This is a genomic window from Rhodococcus sp. NPDC003383 (genome assembly GCF_053589115.1).
In genome coordinates, this window is record NZ_JBSFRG010000003.1 from 84,758 (window position 1) to 106,228 (window position 21,471).

Below are 21,471 nucleotides of genomic sequence, written 5' to 3' on the forward strand. Positions count from 1 at the left end.
CTCTCGAGCGTCGAGCCCGCGACTGTCGCAGGCTCGACGCTTCCTCGACCTCAGTCGGACACGGTTTGCGGGACCGTCTCCGGATAGACCTGCTCGAACCATCCGCGCTGAGCTTCATCGAAGGTGCCCAGTTCCATCGCGCGGCGGCCCCACCCCTTGATGAGGTCGAGGAAACCGGTGACGTCGTAGATGTCCTCCTGCCTGGAGAACTTGCCGTTCCCGGCGTACGTCAGGATGCTCACGTGGGGTGCCGACCACACGGATCCGTCGCCCGGATCGCTCATCACGTCGTCCAGTTTGGCCACGATCGTGCCGTTCGTTTCGTCGATGACGTGGAAGTGCTCGGGGAAGGCGACGGTGTGCGAACCGGGGAACTGGGCGAGGCTCGGCTCGGCCCACGCCCAGATACCGTCCTTGCCGTTGAGGACACCCGCCATCTGCTCGACATACACGACGTCGTCGGTGAACAGTTCGAGGAAGTCCCGCCAGCTGCCCTCGCCCGAACCGGCTCGGTTCACTGTTGCATGCCAGTTCTGAAACGCATTCTCGAGTTCTTCTCTGCTCCAGTTGGTTTCGTTCATGCCGCATGCTATGCACCGACGTACCGACCTACCCTCCACCATCTCCCGCTCAACGGGAAACCCGCGTTCCGTACCTACGTGAACTATCCTCTCGCTGGCCGGGAAGCACTCTGCCGCAACGCTCGTCGAATTGAGACCGTAGGGACCATGACACAAGCACTCACCCACGAATCCACACGACGCGAGATCGCCACCGACCTCGGGGTACTGCGCTACCACGAAGCGGGCGACGGACCACCGCTGTTGTTGCTCCACGGTTCCGGGCCGGGAGTCACGGGCTGGCGCAACTATCGCGGTGTCCTGGCGGACTTCGCCGAGCACTTCCGCTGCCTCGTGCTGGAGTTTCCGGGCTTCGGTGTCAGCGATCCCGGCGACGGCCATCCGATGGCGATGGCCGGCCGGTCGGTGGGCGTGTTCCTCGACGCGATCGGTGTCGACGGTCCGGTCGACATGATCGGCAACTCGATGGGTGGCATCGTCGCTGCCACCGTGGCCATCAACGCGCCACAGCGAGTGAACAAGCTCGTCACCATCGGCGGAATCGGGAAGAACACTTTCGCACCCAGCCCCGGCGAGGGAATTCGGCTGCTGATGGAGTTCACCGACAATCCGACCCGCGAGGGACTGGTCCGCTGGTTGCACTCGATGGTGTACGACCCGTCCGTTGTCACCGAGGAACTGATCGAGGAACGCTGGGCACTCGCAACCGAGCCGACGACACTCGAGATCGCTTCCCGGATGTACAGCAGCGCAGCATTTGCCGCCAACACTGCCGCCGCAAAAGCCTCCGGCGCGACCCCGTACTGGGCACAACTGAGCAAGATCACGGCCCCCACCCTGCTGACCTGGGGCCGTGACGATCGGGTCAGCCCGGTCGACATGGCGATGCTGCCGATGCGTGACATCCCGAACGCGGAACTGCACGTGTTCCCGAACTGCGGTCACTGGACGATGATCGAAGCAAAGGAGGCATGGACCGCTGCCGTACTTGCGTTCCTGCTCCGCAAGGACGATATCTGACCACGTTCTACCGAACGCAGCGAAGGTCTCTCGCGAAGCGCGAGCAATTGCGCTTCACGAGAGACCTTCTTTCGCCGGTCACGCCTGCCGGCGTGGGAAGCTCCGCTGCTCCTGCCTCCATCGGGTCACGACGGTCGTTCGATCGGTATTCCCATCCGGGTGAGCATGTTTCGCGGATCTGCGGGCGGGTCGAGGTCGAGAAGTTGTTTTCCGCGTCGATGTGCAGCGGCGACGCACAAGTCGTCATCGGAATGGATCCAGAATTCGCCGCGGGCGATCTGCTCGATCATGTGCTCTGCCGCGACGAGCGGGTCGAGTCCCTTCTCCACATTGTCACGTTGCATCGCCTCGAACACCGCGTTCGCGGTGGCATTCTCCGTTGGTGCGTCGCGCTGCGCCGACAGGAAGATCTCGCTGCGAATCGAGTGCGGGATGACGGCACTGACCTGAATCGGTGCGCCGACAATCGACAAATCCTGATGCAGGCACTCGGTCATCGCCAGCACGGCATGCTTGCTGACGATGTAAGGAGACTGGACGGCAACGGCATTGAGTCCACCCACCGAGGAGAGATTCGCGATGCACGACGGCGTTCCCACTTCGATCATCCGCGGCACGAACGATCGGAGACAGAAGAATACGCCGTCGACGTTGATCTGCATCACCCGACGCCAGCGGTCTCTGTCGATCTCCCACAGGAGCCCCGCCGACTCCACCCCCGCGTTGTTCACGAGCAACTCCACACTGCGGTGGCGCTCGAACACCTCGGCAGCCATCGCCTCCACGGACTCGGGATCGGCGACGTCGACTGCGTACGGTTCCGCCCGACCGCCGGCCGCCACGATGTCGTCGGCCACCTTCACCGCACGCTCGTAGTCGATGTCCGCGACAACCACCGTCATTCCGAGGGATCCGAGATGGCGTGCAAGCCCCTCCCCGATCCCGGCCGCCGCGCCCGTCACCACTGCGACGCCGTGGGAGAACCGTTCGCTCGCCTTGCCTGCCGGCATGGTCACACCACCAGCCCGTCCGCAGCGATGTTCGGATTCGCCCATTCCGGAGGCTGCCGCCGAGGCAATTCGCCTCCTCCGTCCAGGTTCGTCACCGGAATCCCCTGCGACCAGGGGAAGTGCAGGCTGAACGCAACAAGTCCGGTGCGCTCGGCCGCCGGCAGCGTGCACATCTCGAGCACTGTCTGCGCCAGGTACTCCACCGGCTCGGTCTCGTAGCCGTCCGGCAGCAACGACGCCGCGCCCGGAGTCATGATCGCCGTCGAGGGGCCGACCGCGTTGACCGCGATGTTGTCGTCGAGAACCTCTGCGGCCAAGCCCTGCGTGAACCGATGCAGCGCCGCCTTCGCCGACGCATAGATCACATCGCCGGAGGTCTTGTTGTACTCACGGAACGGACGAATCGGCGGAAGGCCGGTGGACGAGCCGATGTTCACGATCCACCCGCCGCCGGCCTTGCGCATGCGGGGAATCACCGCCTGCGACAACAGAAAAGGAACCTTGAGATAGTGCTCGAGAGTGCGGTCGAAGGTGTCCTCACCCATGTCCTCGATGGAGGAGTAATCGGCGAACCCCGCATTGTTGACCAGGATGTCGATTCCGCCGACGGCCTCCACCGCGGCATCGACGAGCCCGGATCGCTGCGCCGGATCCTCCAGATCCGCCGCAATCGGCACGGCTCGGCCGCCTGCGCTCTCGATCAACTGCACCGTCTCGTCCAACGTGCCCTCGAGCACGTGCTCACGTCCGTCCCGAATCGATCGCGACGGCGTCTTCGAGCGGGCCGTGACCACCACGGTGGCACCTTCTGCAGCGAGCCGCTGTGCGATCGCCCGCCCGATCCCCCGGCTGCTCCCGGTCACCAGAGCGGTGCGGCCTGTCAGTCGTTGTGTCATTTCTATCCCCGTATGCCTGGTTGTCCGGGCATTGCATCCCGAGTTGTCGTGGTCGTGTCCTGTCAGGAGGTGCCTGCTCGGCTCGCGGAGCCTGCTCCTCGCACGGCAGGGTCGAGAATCCGGCTGATCAACTGCCACAACTCTTCCCGCGCAGGCCCGGTCAGCGACAGCTGCGGGAACGTGAGGAATCCGTGGAACAACCCGTCGAAGCGGTGCGCGATGACGGGCACCCCGTCCGCGGCGAGTCTCTCCGCATAGGCTTCGCCCTCCGAGCACGGCGGGTCCAGTTCCGCGGTGGCCACCAGCGCGGGGGGCAGCCCCGCCAACGTCGAGGCGCGAGAGGGGACGACGAGGGCGCTGTCGCGGCCGTTCGGCGCGTACTGCTCCCAGTACCAGCGCATCGCCTTTGTTGTGTTGTAGTAGCCGACGCCGTACTTCCGGTACGACTCCGTCTCGAAATCGTCCCCGATCACGGGATACAGCAGGATCTGCGCCGCGATCGACGGGCCGCCACGCTCCCGTGCCGCCACCGAGACGGCTGCCGAGAGATTTCCACCGGCGCTGTCTCCGGCAACCGCGACCCGTGCCGGATCACCCCCGTAGGAGTCAGCGTTCTCCACCGTCCAGCACACCGCCGCGTACACGTCTTCCATCGCCGCAGGTGCCGGATTCTCCGGGGCCAACCGGTAATCCACCGAAACCACGACTGCATCTACTGCCGCCGCCATCGATCGGCAGAACTCGTCGTGGCTGTCGAGGTCACAGAAGACGAATCCGCCGCCGTGCGCGAAGACGATCACGGGGCGCGGCACCGTCCCGTCGCTGTGCGGGACGTACACGCGCAGAGACAGATCACCGCCCGGCCCGTCGATCACCACGTCCCGCGCCATCCGCATATCCGGGGTCCGCGTCAGCGGCGCTCGCCGCGAAACGATGATCTGCCGCAGCTCGGCAGCGGAATACTGCGTTACGTCGGGGAATCCTGCCTCCAAGGTGGAGAGCATCGCCTCGACATCGGGGTGCAGATCGGATCGGCGCACGCCTTTCTCCTTCTGATCGGAAGTGAATCCCCCAGTCGTCATCCGCTCACGCTATGAGGCCGGACACACTCGCACACCACCGTCTCCCGTTCTACGGGAGATCCGCCGAAATACGAAGCGTGGCAGTCGTACCGGAGACCGATCGGCGCGGTGCCGACGGTGGTGGATCTACTCACCCGCTCAGCGGAATCAGCCGTTGCATTCTCCGGAGTCCACGACCGACAGTGCCACCATGACAATCGAACCGACTCTCAGCGCAGCCGAGCAGTGTCTGGCCATCGAGCAGATCAAGCGCACCTTCGCGGCGCGGCTACGGTGCATGGACAACAAGGAATGGCACGTCTATCCGACTCTCCACACGGACGACGTCGTGAGTTCGACGTTCGGCGACCACGATGTCGTAGGCGCCGACGCCGTGACCGCATCCATCAAGCGCGTCCTGGACGGCCGCGTCCCGATCACGTCCGTGCATCACGGCCACACACCCGAAATCGAGCTGACCTCCGACACGACAGCCCGGGGCATCTGGGCGATGGAGGACAAACTGTGGTGGACGAACGGGGATCAGGAGGAGCACCTCCACGGATACGGTCACTATCATGAGGAATACCGCCTGGAGAACGGCAGGTGGCTGATCAGCCGGCGCGCACTGACCCGACTCCGCGTGGACACGACTCCACGATTCTACGAGTGCAGGGAGCCAACATCACAGGGCTGATCTTCCGTTCCGACCACGAAATCGAGCAGTTCACGGACGAGCGGCCGCGCGGCCCCCGACCGCTCGTCCGTGCCGGGAGAACTCACCCTTGGAAGGGAGCCCACGCGATGGGGTCGTCATCGCGCCGGGCGGAATCGTCGAACCGGCACAGGCGACGGGGACGCTCCTTCATCTGCTCGGGCTCCGCGTGATGGACCTCGGCGAGGAGCGTGGCCGGGAAGTAGACGGCCGCAGTGATGCCGGCATTGGTCTCCGACTCGAACGTGGGCCGCAGCCGGACGCTGATGCCGTTTCGGGCGGCGAGACGGCCGACCACGAACAAGCCCATCTGCCGGGGTGCATGAATTTCGGCGCTGTCGCCGGCAGCGAGACGTGTGTTGATCTCGCCGAGGATTTCGGCTGGTGCACCGATGCCACAGTCTGCAATTTCGAGTAGCAGTCCTCCACCGAAGGCCGGTGAGAATTCGAACGTGACGGTGCTGTTCGGCGGCGAGGCCCGCAGCGCATTGTCGACGAGTTCGGCGAGCAGGTGCACGACGTCCGTGACGGCGGTGCCGACGAGGTAACCGTGAGGTGTTCTTCCGATCCGCACACGGTCGTAGTTCTCGACCTGGGACACGGAGGCCCGGAGAACGTCGCCCAGCGGGGTGGCCGCGGTGCGGGTACGGGGCCGGGTGCCGGACAGGACCAGGAGCGAGTCGCCGGTGCGGCGCATTCGCGTGGCGAGGTGGTCGAGGGAGAACAGGCTCCGGAGTCGGGTGGGGTCCTTCTCTTCGTATTCGAGGGAGTCGATGAGCGACAGTTGCTGTTCTACGAGGGTCTTGTTGCGGCGAGCGAGAGTCTCGAGCATCGTCGAAATCTGTCGGCGCAGGTGTGCCTGTTCGCCGGCGAGACGGAGGGCTTCGGAGTTCACGGTGTCGACGGCGCGGGCGAGTTCGCCGACTTCCTCGTCGGTGTGCACCTCGATGGGAGTGAGTTCGACGGTGGTGATGTCGATTCCGTCATTGACTGCGGCGATTGCGGCGGGCAGTTCGTGGTGGGCGGCGGCGAGGGTGCCCTCGCGAAGTCGCCGGATCGGAACGGACAGAGCGCGCGCCACGAGAAGGGCAACGCCGAGGGCGATCACGAGGATCGCGGTGACGAGGATACTGTCGCGCGTCGCGGCGGTCCGCGCGTCGGCGGTGAGCCGGTCCAGCGTCTCGGTGATCTGCGTGTGCGCCTTGCTGTTCATCTCCTGGTACGGAGGGAAAGCCGCCAACATCGCGTTGCTCAACTCCGTCCCCGAATCCCGTGGAGGATCGAAATCGGCAACCAGCGCCCAGCGGACGGCAAGATTCTCGAGCAAGCCGTCGAGTCGGCCTTGATCGAGCGAACTTCCGCGCAGCAGCCCGAGAGTGGCCTCCTCGATGTGCATGGCGTTCTGAGCAGTGAGCCGTGCTGTCTCGGGATCGACGGCGAACAAGCCGAGTGCGTTCGCCTGGTCGAGCATCGTCCGTTGCGCTTTCCAGGCATTGAGCATGTTGGCACCGTCGGTCAGCACCTCTGTGCCCTCGGCCAGATCGAGCAACTCACGAAAAGTCGCCTCGCAGCGGATCAGAAAGTCGATCGTGCGCCGATCGAGTTCCTCGGCCGACGTACCCCCGGTGTGCGTGGTGTCGTGGAGTGTTTGCCCGTCTTGGATCAGGCGGGCAAGGCCCTCGACGATTCGAGGCTCCAGGATTCCGGCAGTGGCGAGTGCCCGGACGTCCGCGGTGGATTGCCTGAACTGTTCCGGCCGAATGATGGCCGGCATGCCGAGGCTCGCCGCAGTCGTCACGGTGACAACGTCATAGGAAAAGTTGAACAGCGCAGGAATAGTAGCGAGCTGTTCGGAGAGTGATTCGAAGCGGCGGGCCTCATCCAGCTGCGTGGAGATCCGTAGCGCGCCGAGAGCGACAGCCGCGAGCAGGGGAACTACGAGAATCGCAGTCAGCTTGTACGACAAGCGCCAGTTTGCGAGCTTCACGGATCTGCGCCCGAATCGCCCCATGGGTCGGTTCCCTTCCTTTCCCGTGTGTATTCCGGAGAGGCCGGTGACTACCGGCCGAATGCGCGGAACCTGCGCAGGTAGGAAACGATGCGACCGACCGGGACGGACCGAGGCCAGTCGTCGGGCCGGAAGTACGCGTCGGAGCCGCCGTCTACGAAGACGACACTTCCGCAGAGGAATTCGGCAGCTTCGGACAGCATGAACACCACCCAGTCGCCGAGCTGCCCGGCGTCGCCGAATCGGCCGACGGGCACCGGGAAGGAACGGATGACCTTGGCCTCGGACGGTGTGGCGAGCTGCTTCTCCAGCAACGGCGTCATGATCGCGCCGGGCGCGAGAGCGTTGAGCCGAATTCCGGCACCCACCCACTCGGGCCGTACAGCGGCGCGTCGCAACCATCGGCTGACGGCGATCTTCGATCCTGCGTAGATGATTCCCGGAGCTCCTCGTCCGAAGATCCGGACCGAACGCACCGCACGCTCCGAGTCGCCGTCGAGGAAGGCCTTGATCGTGCGGCGGGGCACGGCCGGGGTGGTGGTCGTCGAATTGGAGGAGAAGACGACGACCTTGGCGTTACCGGTCGACGCGAGCGCGTCTCGCCACCCCTCCAGGAGATCGACGACACCGAAATAGTTGACCTCTGCGATCAGCCTCGGACGCTCCGGCCCGGGCGCCGGACCGAGACCGGCGGCAAGCACGGCACCGTCCAGCCGATCGCCAGCGGCCGCGAGCACCCCCCGCACCGCCTTCTGCCGTCCGCCGACGGTCGACAGATCGGCGACGACGTCGGCTTCCTGGATGTCGACACCGATGACGGTGTGCCCGGCGGACCGGAGCCGATCCGCAACCGCACGGCCCATTCCCGACGCCGATCCTGTCACCGCATAGATACCCACAGCACCGCCCTTTGCGCGCTCGAAGGGCCACCGTCCCAGGGTGGCCGATACTCGACATTCCGGCCTGACGCCGATCGGACAGCACGGCTCGCTGCGGGATTCCGCAGCGAGCCGTGCTACTGCTGATCAATGCAGCCGCGGCAGATCCGATCCGGCCGGCAGATCGATCCGTGATTCGCTCAGTTCGTGACGCTCCACCGCACGGTCGATGGAGCGACGCAGCGCACTGCAGCCGCGCCGCTGGTCACCGAGCGATTGCGCTGCGTCCCCGATCATCGGACATTCCGATGCCTCTGAGGTCCACTGGATCGAGGTGTGCGCGGCGCTGAACTTCTCGACGAGCACACCACGCCCGCACGTCTCGCAGTTCAGCGGCTGCATCGTCATCCCGGAACCACCGGGTCGATGAATTCCAGAACGTCCGGGTTCGGTTCTCTCAGCATGGTCCAGTAGTCGACCAGGCGCCACGGACACGGCACCACCGCCCGTCCCTGGCTGTTGCGGTAGTAGCCGTTGATCTCCGCGCCGGGATGCACCCACACAGTCTTGTCGAGCGCTTCGTCCACTTTGCGGTTGTAGTCGTCGAGTGCGTCCTGACGCACGTCCATCGCGTCGTGCCCGTTCTCGAGGAGGTACTGCAGGCACTCGATGATGTAGTGGACGTGTTCTTCGCTCAGGATATTGTGTCCCGCACCGTGATTCGGCGCAGAGTTGGGCCCTGCCGTGACGAACAGGTTCGGGAATCCGGAGACCTGGATACCGAGGTAGGCACGCGGATCGTCACCGCCCTTCCACCGGTCGGCGAGGGTGCGACCGTCGCGCCCGGTGATCTCGATCGACGTGGTGAACTCCAGTGCGAATCCGGTCGCCAGGATGACGACGTCGGCGGGCACGAACCGGCCCTCGGTTGTGATGACGCCGTCCGGTGTCACGCGCTCGAACGATGCTCGATGCAATGTCACATGATCCCGGGTGAGTGCCTTGAAGAACCCGGGGTCCTTGACGATCCGCTTACCGTACGGACGGAAGTCCGGGGTCAGCTTCTCGATCAGGTCCGGGCGGTCCGGGAAGCTGTCCTGCAAATAGTTCCGAGCCGTGTTGAGCACCATCTCGTTGGCCGGCGAGGCCGAGAAATGGGTCTGCGCCCATTCGGGATCGATTCGCGGCAGTGTGTACAGATTGTCGGACGCGAACCAGTACGAACGCAGCCGGAACCACTCGTGGTAACGGGGAATGTGGGCGAGGGCCCACTTCTCCTCCTCCGGAACGTCGTTCACGACGGCCTTCTCCGGCACGATCCAGTGCGGTGAGCGGACTACGACGTCGAGCGTCTTCACCCGATCGACGATGTCGGCGACCACCTGCACGGAAGTGCATCCGGTGCCCAGGACCACGACCCGCTTGCCGGTCAGGTCGAGACCCTCGTCCCAGTCGGCGGTGTGGACGACCGTGCCGCCGAACGAATCCAGGCCCTCGACATCGGGGATGTTCGGTGAATTGAGCATGCCCAGCGCGGTCACGACCGCGTTCGCGCGGTGCACCTCACGGGATCCGTCGGGGGACTCGGTGGTCACCTCCCACACGTGCCGGTCGTCGAGCCAACGTGCGGACAGCACCCGGGTCCGGAACGAGATATTCTCGGCGATCCCGTAGGTGTCGACGACACCCTTCAGATACTGCTGGTACTCGGCGCCCGAGGGGTAGTACTTCGACCAGCCGGGGTTCAGCTCGAAGGAGTACGAGTAGTAGTGGCTGGGCGTGTCGACGGCAGCGCCCGGATACGTGTTGCGCGACCAGGTTCCGCCGATCTCGTGCCGTGCCTCGAAGACGCGGTACGTGAAGCCGGCGTCCTGCAGTTTGATCGCGGCGTTGATTCCGACGATCCCGGCACCGATGACGATGACGGAGAAGTCGGAGGGCGGCGTGACCGTCACCGGCACGCGGCGCTCCCCCAGGACGAAGCCGGCCTGCTCGAGCAGGATCGGGACGAATTCGTCGTCGACGCGCTCCGACGTCGCGATCGTCGCCATGCGGAGAAATGTCTCGCGATCGGGAACACCGAGGCGATCGATCATTTCGACGGTGAGCAGTTCGTGCGCACGGGTCCGGATGTCGGCGACGACCTCGGCCGGGTACTGCCCGGGTGGAGCGGTCGGGCGAGTGCCGGTGCGGTAGTGATTGCCGGGTTCGCCGATCGTCAGCCGGGACCCGAATTCGTCGAGGAGGCCGGTATCACCGGTTACGTGTACGAGCGACATGAGCAGCGGCGCCGGATCACATACGTCGATCGCTGCGCGCAACTGTGATTCGCGGCTCTGGGCGTCGACGTCCGCACCGGAGTCGACGGGCACCGTCTCGGTCATGATTGTCCCCTCGTCGATGGATGTGCCGTAGTCATCTCAGGCTTTCTCCGATCCGACGATGTCGAATCCCTTGTAGCCCGCGGCCGCGACCTCGGCACAGATGTTGCAGTAGTTGGCGAAACCGCCGATGTATGGCATGAAGACTCGCGGCTTGCCGGGAATGTTGGCACCCATGTACCACGAGTTCGCGGTCGGGAACAGAGTGCCCGCGGCCTTCTCGTTGCATTCGGCGACCCACTCGTCGACGGCCTGTTCGCCGGCCTCGATCGACCGTGCATTGTGTTCGTCGAGGTGATCGAGGCAGTCGGAAATCCAGTCCACCTGCTGTTCCGCCATCAGCACCATGTTGGCCAGCACGCTCGGGCTGCCCGGACCGACCATGAAGAACATGTTGGGGAAGCCGTGGGACGCGAGTCCCAGGTAGGTACGCGGCCCCGCTGCCCACTCGTCACGCAGAGCGCGGCCGCCGCGCCCGCGAATGTCGATCCGCGACAGCGCACCGGTCATCGCATCGAAGCCGGTCGCGAACACGAGCATGTCCAGCTCGTGGTGTTCCTCGCTCGTTCGCACGCCCGTCTCGGTAACCTCGACGATCGGAGTGCGTCGCAGATTGACCAGGGTCACGTTGTCCCGGTTGTAGGTCTCGAAATACCCGCTGTCCGTGACGATTCTCTTGGTCCCGATGGGATGGTCGGTGGGAATGAGCTGGTCCGCGATCTCCGGATCGTTCACCATCTCGCGAATCTTCGCCTCGACGTATTCGCGTGCGGTGTCGTTCGAAGCCGGATTCACGGTCTGATCGGGAAATGCCTTCGCGAACAGGTATCCACCGCGCTGCCACCACTCGTCGTACACCCGTCGGCGCTCGGCCTCGTCGACTTCCATCGCCCCCTTCGGGTACGGCGTGAAGGGGGTTCCGCCTCCGCTCAGACGCGCGAGCCGGCGACGCTCCGGGTAGGTGGCCTTGACTGCCTCGATCTGCTCGGCGGTCAACGGCCGGTTTCCGGCGGGAATCGAATAGTTCGGGCTGCGCTGGTACACGAAGACGTGTGCCGCTTCCTGGGCGATCAGCGGGATGGACTGCATTCCCGACGATCCGGTTCCGATCACCCCGACTCGCTTGCCGGCGAAATCGACCGGGCTGTGCGGCCATTCGCCGGTGTGGTAGGACTCACCGGTGAACGAGTCCCGGCCCGGGATGTCGGGGCGGTTGGTCGCCGACAGCACACCGGTGGCCATGACGCAGAACCTCGCAGTCACCGAGTGACCCGTGTCCGTGGTGACCGTCCATCGCGCCGTCTCCTCGTCGTACACGGTGGAGGTGACCCGGGTGAGGAACTCGTATGCAGAGCGGAGGTCGTATCGGTCTGCCACGTGCTCGAGGTAGGCGAGGATCTCCGCCTGGGTGGCGAACCGTTCCGTCCAGGTCCACTCCTGCTGGAGCTCCTCGTCGAACGAGTAGGAGTAGTCGACGCTCTCCACGTCGCACCGCGCTCCGGGATAGCGATTGTGGAACCACGTACCCCCCACGCCTGCCGCGGATTCGAAGCCGCGCACGGTCATTCCCCGTGCACGAAGCTTGTGCACCGCGTACAGTCCCGAGATGCCGGCTCCGACGACAACTGCATCGAAATCTGTTCTCTGCATGTCCATTCTGGTCACATCCTTGTCCGGGAGTCCGTGGGTCCGGGCTCACCCAGTTGCGAATCGGTCGACGGGGTCATGCGCTCGCGGCCTCCGCCTGCCGGGCCCACATCCACTCGTGGCCCCAATAGCTGTCCGCGGTGATCTCTTCCGCCGTGTAGTAGGTCTCGTCGACGAGTTTTCCGCCGGTGCCGTACTCGATGTCCCATCCGCCGGGTACCCGGACGTAGAACGAGATCATCTTGTCGTTGGTGTGCCTGCCGAGCGTCGACGAGACCGGGAACTCGTGCGCCTCGACCTGATCGAGGGCACGCCCCACCGCGTCGAGGGAATCCACCTCCACCATGACGTGGATCAGCCCGGGGTCTCGTCCCTCGAGGCTCGGCATGATGGCAAGACTGTGGTGCCGCTGGTTGACGCCGAGGAAACGGATCCGCTGAGGTGGAGTGCCGGGCGGGGAGGGCATGCGGAATGCGCCGCGCGGCAGGAACTCCAGTACCTCGGTATAGAAGCGGAACGACGCGTCGAACATCGTTGTGGGCATCACCACGTGCCCCAGCCCCTGCACTCCGGTGACGAACTTCTGGCCGTAGCGGGTGATCACCGGGCTGTGATCGAGCGCCGGGCCGAAGAAGAACTCCAACGGAGTACCGCCCGGATCCTTCATGAGGATCCCACCTTCGACGCGACGTGCCTCGCACATCTCGAACGGCATCTCGCTGTACTCGCAGCCGGCACTGTCGAGCCGCTCAGCGAGCCGGCGCAGAGACGCGCCGTCCCGGACCTCCCAGCCCACTGCGCTGACGCGATCGACATCGCTGCGTTCTACGGTGATCCGGGACGGTCGCTCGTCCATCCGGAAGTGCAGCGCGTCCTCTTCGACACCGCTACCCGGTGCGAATCCGAGTACGTCGAATCCCAGCTCGCGCCAGCGATCCATGTCGGTGGCCAGCACGCGCACATATCCCAGGCCCTTGATCTCGGTCACAGTGTTCCCTTCCTGTTCACCGGAAACAGCGTCAGATCATCACGCGCAGAGGGCCGTTCGGGACGTCGATACCCAACGAGGCCATGGCCGAGGCGTGGTAGGTCGTGCTGGTCACGTGGATGGCGTGGTGCAGGCCGGCATGCGCGTCCCGCCAGAACCGCTGCAGAGGGTTGTCGACGCGTAGCGCGTTGCCGCCCGTGCGGTCGAAGACTTCGTCGGCCGCACGGACCGCTCGCCATGCCGAGCGCACCTGATTGCGCCGGGAGGAGGCCCGAGTCTCGAAGTCGACTTCCTTACCCGCGTCGACCAGATCCCAGATACGGTCGACGTTCGCGAGCAACTGCTGCCGCGCCGCGTCCAGCTCCGCGGCTGCCTCTCCCAGCGCATGGAGGACGTACGGGTCGTCCTTGATCGCCGTTCCGGCGGCGCCGACCCGTTCACGCTGGTACGCGATTCCGGCGGCCAGGACACCTTCGCAGATGCCGATCGTGGCGGAGGTGATGCCGAGGGGGAACATCGTCGACCACGGCATCCGGTACAGGGTCTCGGTGACTCCGTACTCCTTGGCCGCGGTTCCGTCGATCACGTCCTGCGACTTCATCACCCGATAGTCCGGGATGAAGGCATCCTTCACGACGATGTCCTTGCTGCCCGTTCCACGCAGTCCGATCACATCCCACGAGTCGTCGACGATTTCGTAGTCGGATCGCGGCAGGATCACGTGCAATCCACTGGGCGGCATGATCGGAGCTCCGTCCTGCCCGCCGACCATCGCGCCGAGGAAGATCCAGTCGCAGTGGTCGGTTCCCGACGAGAACTGCCACCGTCCGGTCATGCGGTATCCACCCTCGACCGGGATCGCAATACCGCCCGGCATGTACGGCGACGCCTGCCAGGTGTCCGAGTTCCAGCCGAGCACCTCCTCTTGAACCTTGGGGTCGGCGAACGCCAGCTGCCAGGGATGGACGCCGACGATGCCTCCGACCCAACCCGCAGAACCGTAGATGCTCGCCGTCTTCATGACGGTCTCGGCGAACTCTCGCGGGTGCGCCTCGTAGCCGTCGTACTTCTTGCGCTGCAGCAGCCGGATGATCCCGGCTCGCTTGAGGCTCTTGGCCATGTCATCGGTCAGCCGGCCGAGTGCGTCGGATTCGTCGGCGGCGGCACGCAGGTCGTCCGCGATCGCGACGATGTTGTCGAGCACTTCGTAGCTCATGGTCGTACTCCTGTGAGGAATCGGATGAAATCGTCGAGTGGGGGACGCGCGCTAGGATCCGGCCGCCCCGGATGCCGCACGGGTTGCCGTCAGGTTCGGCGCGAAGGCACTGCGCCCGGCTGCGAGGTTCTCTTCCACCTCGGCCTGCCAGCTCGCGAGGGCACGTTCCGTGTCGATCTCGTATTCGAACCGGTTGATCATCTCCGGTCGGACATCGGCGGCATCGACGTAGAACTGCTCGTACCAGCGGCGCAACTGGTAGACGGGACCGTCCTCCTCGCACAGCAACGGATTGTCGATGCGGGACTTGTTCTTCCAGATGTGCACGTCCTGCTCGAAACCGATCGCGACGCCCTTCGCGACCGCCTGAGCGATCTGCTCGGCCTGCTCGTCCGGGACTCCGGCGGGCTTCTCCACCATCACCCCGTACTGCAGGCGGAACGACGTCGGCGTTATCGGGTAGTGGCAGTTGATCAAGTAGATGTTCGGCTCGGATTCGGGATCCCGGCCGCCGCTCCACAGCTTGTCGATCATGTAGGACGGACCGTAATACGTTGCATCCGATCGGCTCTCGACACTGTAGTTGGTGGACTGACTCACCCCGACGGCATCGGCCCGCGGCCGCGAGCGCATCACCTGTGTCGCCGTGTGTCCCTCGAACACGTTGCGGAAGTATGTGGGCATCCCGTAGTGCACGTAGAAGAAGTGCGCCATGTCGACGATGTTGTCCACGATCTCGCGGCAGTGCGAACCGGTGACCTCGATCGAGTTCCACACCCAGTCCGTCCAGCCGGGATCGCCGTAGGTGGGGATCGCGGGGATCGCCACTTCACCGGACGGCTGGGCCCCTTCGGGGTCGTGCCACACGAAGAGCTGGCCACTGACCACCGCCGTAGTCCACGCACGCGTCCGGGCGAGAGGAGGAACCCTGCGCGCGTAGGGGATTCCGGAACATCTTCCGTCACCGCGCCAGCGCCAGTCGTGGAACGGGCATGCGATCGAGTTGCCCTTGACGGTACCCTGAGCCAGGTTGCCGCCCATGTGCCGGCAGTACGCGTCGAGGACATTGAGCTGCCCGTCCTCGCCTGCGAACACGACGAGGGAGGTCCCGAATGCGTCCACCTGATGCGGTTCACCGTCGGCGAAGTCGCGCACCAGCCCAAGGCAGTGCCAGCCGCGCGCATACCGTGCCGGTGGCATGCCGGTGTCGATGATGCGAATCTGATCCTCGGAATCGGTGGAACTCACTGTGCCTCGCCTCCTGATCGGCTGATCGCGACAACTCGCCCGTGGTATGTGGTCAGCTTGGCAAGCGGGGCTTGCTCTGTGACGCGGGTCTCCCGTACAACGGGAGGGCAGTTCCGGCGGCATCTCCGCCGGGACGACGGCGTGGATTCGTACACGCCGGCCCCCCGACGCGGCGCGCGTCGGGAGAACGGTCTCGAGTGCATTGATGTCCGAAGCACACCGCAGGTACCGTGATGGGCATCACACCGAGTTCGGGTGTCAGGAGGATGGGTTGAGTACGTCACGCACCGATGGAGTTCCGGTTTCCGTGGTGGACCGGGTGTCACTGGTCCTCGATGCCCTCAGCGCGGGCCCGATGACATTGGCCAAGGTCACGGCACGTACCGGATTACCCAGGTCGTCGGCGCACCGCCTGCTCGAACAACTCGCCAATGCCGGATGGCTTGCCCGCTCGCCCGAGCAGACCTACGAATTGGGTGTCAAGGCCTACGAGATGGGGCAGGCCGCGCTCAATCAGAACCGGCTCCTCCAGCACGCGCGTCCCGTCATGCACGCATTCGCGCAGCGCACCGGGATCACGATTCAGCTCGGCGTCGTCGACCGCGGGGACACCGTCTACCTGACCAAGATCAACGGGCGCGCATCGGGTTCCACCCCGACTGCTGTCGGACAGCGGGTGCCGGCGCACCTCACCGCGCTCGGCAAGGTCGTCATGGCCTTCTCTGCGGTCTCCGGGACATCGTCGGCCCGTGGGCTCCACGGCGCCACCGAGGGCAAGCACGGCATCCCTTCCGCCTCGAGCCGCTTCGAGGAGGAGATGGCCCTGGTCCGAGACCGTGGCGCCGCGTTCGACCGGGGTGAGGCGTTCCCTGGCATCGCGTGCGTCGGGGTGTCGATCGGCCCGCCGGATCATATGTACGGCAACCTGGCGGCGCTGTCCGTCTGCGCGCCCGTGGGCACGTTCGACCATCAGAAGATGGTCGCTCCCCTGCGCATGGTCGCGGGAGAAATCTGGCAGCGCTGCGTGGCCGCGGACCTCGTGGCCCACTGAGCCGGTTCGTCGCACACTGAGCCGGTTCGTCGCACACTGAGCCGGTTCGTCGCACACTGAGCCGGTTCGTCGCACACTGAGCCGGTTCGTCGAACCTCGCTGTCACCGAACACGTCGGCCGCGGTGTCCCCTGCAGACACCGCGGCCGATGGACGTTCTCCGATCTCAGGCGGACACCGACGTTCCGCGGGCTGTTGCGGCGAGGGCACCGCACAGGGTGACCACCCCGAACCGACTGATTCAACGTCGAACTTGTTGTCTCGCAGCAGTATTTACCGCGCGTTCCGTCAGGGTCCGTGGAATTCCGTCACGGACCCTGACGGCGCCTGTGCCTCGGAGCGAGTGGCTCTCCCGCTCAACGGTCGGAAGGCTCGGAGACCGCGCGTTGTACGAACTCGACGAGATAGCCGTCCGGATCGCGGACGGATCCGATCACCATGCCGTACGCCTCGAGTCCGGTCGCCGGGGTCACCTCGGTACCGCCGTGCGCACAGGCGTCGGCCATCTGCGCTTCGGTGTCGGTGGTGTTGACGACGATCTTGACGAGCATGTTGCCGTGGTCGGGCGCGGCGTCCGCGCCCCCGTCCGTCGGAAGCACCAGTTCGAGTCCGGCGACACCGGCCCGGACGATCGCGGCACGGAACGCCGGGGTGGTGAGATCCTTGTCGTGCACGAATCCGCAACCCCGAATGTAGAATTCGACGGCGCGATCGAGATCGGCCACCCGCAGCGCGGTGAGCGACATCGTCGTCTGTGGGCTCGCGTCCGGCGTCACCGCGTCTGCGACCCTCCGTTGAAGTCCAACGTCTGTCCGGTGATACCACCGGCCTCGTCGGATGCGAGATAGGCGCAGAACGCCCCGACCTCGATCGGGTCGCCCAGACGGCCGATCGGGATGGTCCGCAGGATCTGCTCGATCATCTCGGGGCTCATCTTGTCCTCGAGGTTCTTCTGGTGGCCGAGCGCCACGATATTGGCGGTCACACCGTACTTGCCGGTCTCGGCGGCGAGATGACGAATGAAGCCTTCGATGCCGCTCTTGCCGGTCGCGTACATCGTCTGGTTGATGTCCTGGCCCGTCCGCGCGGATCCCGACGAGATCTGTACGACCCGCCCCCAGCCGGCGTCGCACATTCCGTCGAGGGCGACCTTGATGCAGTTCATGGACCCGAAGATGTTCAGGTCGATCGGCGCCCGCCATTCTTCGGGCGACAGCTCCCGGAACGGTTTGATCACGCGACCTTCGGCGACACCAGCGTTGTTGACGACGATGTCGACGTGCCCACCCAGTTCCGCTTCCGCGGCGCGCACGTGCTCCAGGGTGGCGTCGAAGTCTGTGACGTCGAACGCCGAGGCGACGGCCACGTTGCCCTCTTCCACGATTGCAGCCGCGACCTTTTCGGCGCGCTCCGCGTGCAGATCGTTGACGATGACCGCGGCGCCTTGTCGCGCCAGCACTTTCGCGATTCCTTCACCGACGCTCTGTCCGCCACCACTGACCAGCGCGATGCGTCCCGCCAAGCTGAACACAGGTACTCCTTCCCGCCGCCGCCTGCGCGGCGACTTGTGGTGCAGCCAGTGCACAGCAGCCCGGCAGTTTTTGTCAATCAAAATTGGATCCAAAAAGTGGATTCAATCTGCTACCGTCGCCGCATGACCCAGACTTCTCCCGATGCGGACCTGGGTGCAGGCCCGACGGAACCGCCCGTTCTCACTTCTTTCGCCGACGGCGTCGCCCGCCTCACCCTCAACAATCCCCGTCGCAAGAACGCGATCACCCTCGAGATGGCCGCAGAGATCGTCGCCTTCTGCGACCGCGTCGAATCCGACCCGACGATCGGCGTCGCCGTGATCGAGGCCAACGGCAGCTACTTCTGCAGCGGCGCCGACACCCGCGACCTTGCGTCGTCGTCCTCCGATCCGGCTGCCCCCGAGTCGGTTCGCCGCACTTCCGCCGTCTACGGCGCATTCGTGCGCGTCGGTTCGCTTCCTGTGCCGACCATCGCGGTCGTGGTCGGCGGCGCAGTCGGTGCCGGACTGAATCTCGCGATGGCCGCCGACATCATGGTGGTCACCCCGGACACCGTGCTCGACAGCGGCTTCTCCGCCCGCGGGATCCACCCCGGTGGCGGGCACATCTCCCTGCTCGGGCGGGCCCTCGGCTGGTCGGGAGCCATCGCTCTTGCCGCCTGCGGCCGAACGTTGACGGGGACCGAAGCCGTCGCCCGGGGTCTGGCCTACACCGCGGTCGCGGTCGAGGACATTCCCCGAACGGTCGACGAGCTGGTGAGAACAGCCGCTGCCGATCCCGAATTGACCCGCCGCATCATGACCAGCGCACGTCTGGAACTCGGTCCCCCGGCCGTCGGCTGGGCGTCTGCACTCGAAATCGAGCGCGGCGTGCAGATGTGGTCGATGTCGCGGAAAGGCAACGCCGCGTGGTCGTCCCGAGGACCGAATCGCTCATGACCGCTGTGCGTACCGAACATCCCGATCCCACGGATACCCGACTCGAGGACCTGCGCGCCGACGTGCGCGGCTTCCTCGCCGACGAACTCGCCCGCGGCAGTTACGTTCCGGACGTCGACAGCTGGATGACCGGGTTCGACCCCGGTTTCAGCCGCCGCGTGGCCGAGCGAGGCTGGCTCGGCCTGACGGTGCCCACCCGATACGGCGGACGCGGACGCAGCCCCCTCGAACGCTTCGTCGTCAACGAGGAGATGCTCGCTCACGGTGCCCCGGTCGCGGCGCACTGGATCGCCGACCGGCAGATGGCCCCGAGCATCCTCGCGAACGGTTCCGAGGAACAGAAGCAGCGCTATCTTCCCGGAATCTCCGCCGGCACCACGTTCTTCGCGATCGGTATGAGCGAACCGGACGCGGGCTCGGACCTGGCAGCGGTCCGCACGCGCGCTGTCGACAACGGTGATTCGTGGACGATCAGCGGAACCAAGGTGTGGACCACCGGCGCGCATCTCGCGCACGCGATGGTGGTGCTCGCCCGCACCGACGGACAACCCGCCGACCGGCAGAACGGCTTGTCCCAGTTCATCGTCGATCTCCCCCACCCCGACATCGAGATCCGTCCACTCCGAAGCATCGACGGGCAGCAGCATTTCAACGAGGTCGTCTTCCACGACGCGCGCGTGCCCGCGTCCGCACTGCTCGGGGTCCGTGGCAACGGCTGGACCCAGGTGATGAGCGAGCTCGCGTTCGAACGCTCGGGACCCGAGCGCTACCTCAGCACGATGCCGCTCCTGCGCGCATGGTCCGCGCACCTCGCCGAGGCCGGCGCGACGCCCGGCCAGAGGGAGACCCTGGGCATACTGACGGCGCGTGCTTGGGCCCTGCGGCGAATGTCGCTGCGAGTCGCCGCCGAACTCACCGCGGGACGCAAGCCCGACGTACTCGCAGCGATGGTCAAGGACCTCGGCTCGACGTTCGAAGGCGACCTCGTCGAGGCCGTGCGATCGTCCGGCCGTGTCGGAGCACGCCGCGGCGGTGCAGATCCACTCGCCCGCATGCTGGCCCAAAGTGTCCTGCACACACCGGTGTTCACCCTTCGAGGTGGCACCAACGAGATCCTGCGCGGGATCGTCGCCCGCGGTCTGGGGGTTCGATGAGCGAGTTCACCGCCGAGCTGATCTCGGCCACCACGTCGATGATCGATCGCATCGGCGTCGATCTGCAGACCCCCGCTCGGGGCATGGACAGCGCGATCTGGGCACAGCTCGGTGCCGCCGGCTTCACCACCATCGGTATCCCCGAAACCGCGGGCGGCGACGGGGCGACACTCGCCGACGTGCTCGCGATCGTGGCGGTCGCAGCGCGACGCGGCGCGCTGACCCCGTTGATCGAACACACGGTCCTGGCCCACTGGCTCGCCGCATCGGCGGGTCACACACCGACCGCGGCAACCGCGTCTGCCGCAGTGGGACATTCGTGCTCGGTCCGTTCCCTCGACGGCGCCACCGTTCTGAACGGCACGGTCACCGACGTCGCCTACGCCGGGGACGCGGACACGCTCGTCGTGCTGCTCCCGCCCGAACCCGGCGCCGAAGGATCGGCCGTCGCGATAGTGGCGATGTCCGGACCCGGCGTCACCGTCACAGCCGAAGTGGATCCGATCGGCGTCTCGATCGGGGACGTCACCTTCGAGGACACGCCCGTCCTGTTCCACGGTGCTGCCCCGGTCTCGCTCGACGAGTTCGTCCGGCGGGGCGCGCTCGCCTATGCGGCCGCCACGGCCGCGGCGGCCGCCGCCGTACACGACCACACGCTGCGCTATGCCTCCGAACGCATCCAGTTCGGCAGGCCCCTCGCAAAGTTCCAGGCGGTTCAGCAACGACTGGCACAGCTCGCTGCTCTGACCACCATGATGGAGATCGCGGTGGACACGGCGACCGCGGCCGACGACACCCCCGAGGACCCGTACGTGGCGACGGCCGCCGCGAAGGTGGTGACGGCGATGTCGGCCCAGCCTGTCGCTTCCGCGGGCCACCAGATCCACGGCGCCATCGGAACCACGTCCGAACACCCGCTCGGCCGGTTCACCACGTCTCTGTGGAGCTGGCGCGACCGCCACGGCTCGGAAGGGTTCTGGGCCGATGCCCTGGCGAGCCGCATCCTCGACGACGGCGCGGACGTCTGGGATGTCGTCGTCGGAACCCGATCGGCGCACGACGAGTCACCGAGGACCACGAACAGGAGCCGGCAGTGAGTATTTCCCCACCGGCGGGCGGAACCGCACAACCGACCGCTGCTGACAGCC

General features: G+C 65.8%; 20 protein-coding genes. 6 read left to right on the plus strand and 14 right to left on the minus strand.

Annotation, left to right across the window (positions count from 1 at the left end; translation table 11 throughout):
* Positions 1-50: 50 nt before the first annotated feature.
* Positions 51-518, minus strand: coding sequence for a nuclear transport factor 2 family protein (locus ACWDTS_RS04100; protein WP_450117633.1), 468 nt, complete (start codon positions 516-518; stop codon positions 51-53).
* 210 nt (positions 519-728) lie between these two features.
* Here ACWDTS_RS04100 and ACWDTS_RS04105 point away from each other — a divergent pair, with 210 nt between their 5' ends.
* Entirely contained in the window at positions 729-1,601 is an 873-nt protein-coding gene (locus ACWDTS_RS04105) for an alpha/beta fold hydrolase (protein WP_450110793.1), read from the plus strand.
* A gap of 125 nt (positions 1,602-1,726) precedes the next feature.
* Here ACWDTS_RS04105 and ACWDTS_RS04110 read toward each other — a convergent pair whose 3' ends face one another.
* From ACWDTS_RS04110 to ACWDTS_RS04120, 3 genes are all read right to left on the minus strand, one after another.
* The gene (locus tag ACWDTS_RS04110) at positions 1,727-2,656 is read right to left on the minus strand and encodes an SDR family NAD(P)-dependent oxidoreductase (RefSeq protein WP_450117634.1); all 930 of its coding nucleotides are present in this window, start codon (positions 2,654-2,656) and stop codon (positions 1,727-1,729) included.
* A complete protein-coding gene (locus ACWDTS_RS04115) occupies positions 2,614-3,507 on the minus strand; it encodes an SDR family NAD(P)-dependent oxidoreductase (RefSeq protein WP_197254784.1) in 894 nt (297 codons plus the stop codon). Before ACWDTS_RS04115 ends, ACWDTS_RS04110 begins: the two co-directional genes overlap by 43 nt.
* Before the next feature lie 62 nt (positions 3,508-3,569).
* On the minus strand, positions 3,570-4,589 hold the full coding sequence (locus ACWDTS_RS04120) for an alpha/beta hydrolase (protein ID WP_450110792.1): 1,020 nt from the start codon (positions 4,587-4,589) through the stop codon (positions 3,570-3,572).
* Between the two features lie 190 nt (positions 4,590-4,779).
* Here ACWDTS_RS04120 and ACWDTS_RS04125 point away from each other — a divergent pair, with 190 nt between their 5' ends.
* Positions 4,780-5,265: a nuclear transport factor 2 family protein gene (locus ACWDTS_RS04125; RefSeq protein ID WP_197254781.1), complete on the plus strand. Its 486-nt coding sequence runs from the start codon at positions 4,780-4,782 to the stop codon at positions 5,263-5,265.
* A gap of 82 nt (positions 5,266-5,347) precedes the next feature.
* Here the strand turns inward: ACWDTS_RS04125 and ACWDTS_RS04130 are convergent, their stop codons facing one another.
* The 8 genes from ACWDTS_RS04130 to ACWDTS_RS04165 all read right to left on the minus strand — a co-directional run bounded on the left by ACWDTS_RS04130 (position 5,348) and on the right by ACWDTS_RS04165 (position 15,601).
* Positions 5,348-7,270: a HAMP domain-containing sensor histidine kinase gene (locus tag ACWDTS_RS04130; RefSeq protein ID WP_307846419.1), complete on the minus strand. Its 1,923-nt coding sequence runs from the start codon at positions 7,268-7,270 to the stop codon at positions 5,348-5,350.
* Positions 7,271-7,341: 71 nt separating this feature from the next.
* The gene (locus ACWDTS_RS04135; RefSeq protein WP_197254777.1) at positions 7,342-8,190 is read right to left on the minus strand and encodes an SDR family oxidoreductase; all 849 of its coding nucleotides are present in this window, start codon (positions 8,188-8,190) and stop codon (positions 7,342-7,344) included.
* Between the two features lie 126 nt (positions 8,191-8,316).
* Positions 8,317-8,577 carry a hypothetical protein gene (locus ACWDTS_RS04140; protein ID WP_450110791.1) on the minus strand — a complete coding sequence of 87 codons (261 nt, stop codon included), beginning with the start codon at positions 8,575-8,577 and terminating at the stop codon, positions 8,317-8,319.
* Complete coding sequence (locus ACWDTS_RS04145) at positions 8,574-10,553, minus strand: flavin-containing monooxygenase (protein WP_450117635.1); 1,980 nt, start codon at positions 10,551-10,553, stop codon at positions 8,574-8,576. Before ACWDTS_RS04145 ends, ACWDTS_RS04140 begins: the two co-directional genes overlap by 4 nt.
* Positions 10,554-10,589: 36 nt before the next feature.
* Positions 10,590-12,206, minus strand: a complete 1,617-nt coding sequence (locus ACWDTS_RS04150; RefSeq protein ID WP_197254773.1) for a flavin-containing monooxygenase — start codon at positions 12,204-12,206, stop codon at positions 10,590-10,592.
* A 67-nt stretch (positions 12,207-12,273) separates the two neighbouring features.
* Positions 12,274-13,185, minus strand: a complete 912-nt coding sequence (locus ACWDTS_RS04155) for a VOC family protein (protein WP_248672919.1) — start codon at positions 13,183-13,185, stop codon at positions 12,274-12,276.
* A gap of 31 nt (positions 13,186-13,216) precedes the next feature.
* On the minus strand, positions 13,217-14,401 hold the full coding sequence (locus ACWDTS_RS04160) for an acyl-CoA dehydrogenase family protein (protein ID WP_197254770.1): 1,185 nt from the start codon (positions 14,399-14,401) through the stop codon (positions 13,217-13,219).
* A gap of 51 nt (positions 14,402-14,452) precedes the next feature.
* Positions 14,453-15,601 carry a Rieske 2Fe-2S domain-containing protein gene (locus tag ACWDTS_RS04165; RefSeq protein WP_450117708.1) on the minus strand — a complete coding sequence of 383 codons (1,149 nt, stop codon included), beginning with the start codon at positions 15,599-15,601 and terminating at the stop codon, positions 14,453-14,455.
* Positions 15,602-15,920: 319 nt separating this feature from the next.
* On the opposite strand from ACWDTS_RS04165, the gene ACWDTS_RS04170 reads away from it, so the two are divergent.
* Positions 15,921-16,700: an IclR family transcriptional regulator gene (locus ACWDTS_RS04170; protein ID WP_450117636.1), complete on the plus strand. Its 780-nt coding sequence runs from the start codon at positions 15,921-15,923 to the stop codon at positions 16,698-16,700.
* Between the two features lie 355 nt (positions 16,701-17,055).
* Here ACWDTS_RS04170 and ACWDTS_RS04175 read toward each other — a convergent pair whose 3' ends face one another.
* Entirely contained in the window at positions 17,056-17,475 is a 420-nt protein-coding gene (locus ACWDTS_RS04175; protein ID WP_450117637.1) for a VOC family protein, read from the minus strand.
* A complete protein-coding gene (locus ACWDTS_RS04180) occupies positions 17,472-18,230 on the minus strand; it encodes an SDR family NAD(P)-dependent oxidoreductase (RefSeq protein ID WP_197254767.1) in 759 nt (252 codons plus the stop codon). Before ACWDTS_RS04180 ends, ACWDTS_RS04175 begins: the two co-directional genes overlap by 4 nt.
* A 123-nt stretch (positions 18,231-18,353) precedes the next feature.
* Between ACWDTS_RS04180 and ACWDTS_RS04185 the strand changes: the two genes are divergently transcribed.
* The 3 genes from ACWDTS_RS04185 to ACWDTS_RS04195 are packed head-to-tail and all read left to right on the plus strand — an operon-like array spanning position 18,354 to position 21,420.
* Complete coding sequence (locus tag ACWDTS_RS04185) at positions 18,354-19,169, plus strand: enoyl-CoA hydratase-related protein (RefSeq protein WP_450117638.1); 816 nt, start codon at positions 18,354-18,356, stop codon at positions 19,167-19,169.
* Positions 19,166-20,323 carry an acyl-CoA dehydrogenase family protein gene (locus tag ACWDTS_RS04190; protein WP_450117639.1) on the plus strand — a complete coding sequence of 386 codons (1,158 nt, stop codon included), beginning with the start codon at positions 19,166-19,168 and terminating at the stop codon, positions 20,321-20,323. The genes ACWDTS_RS04185 and ACWDTS_RS04190 overlap by 4 nt, the downstream gene beginning before the upstream one ends.
* Positions 20,320-21,420: an acyl-CoA dehydrogenase family protein gene (locus tag ACWDTS_RS04195; RefSeq protein ID WP_450117640.1), complete on the plus strand. Its 1,101-nt coding sequence runs from the start codon at positions 20,320-20,322 to the stop codon at positions 21,418-21,420. Before ACWDTS_RS04190 ends, ACWDTS_RS04195 begins: the two co-directional genes overlap by 4 nt.
* Positions 21,421-21,471 lie beyond the last annotated feature (51 nt).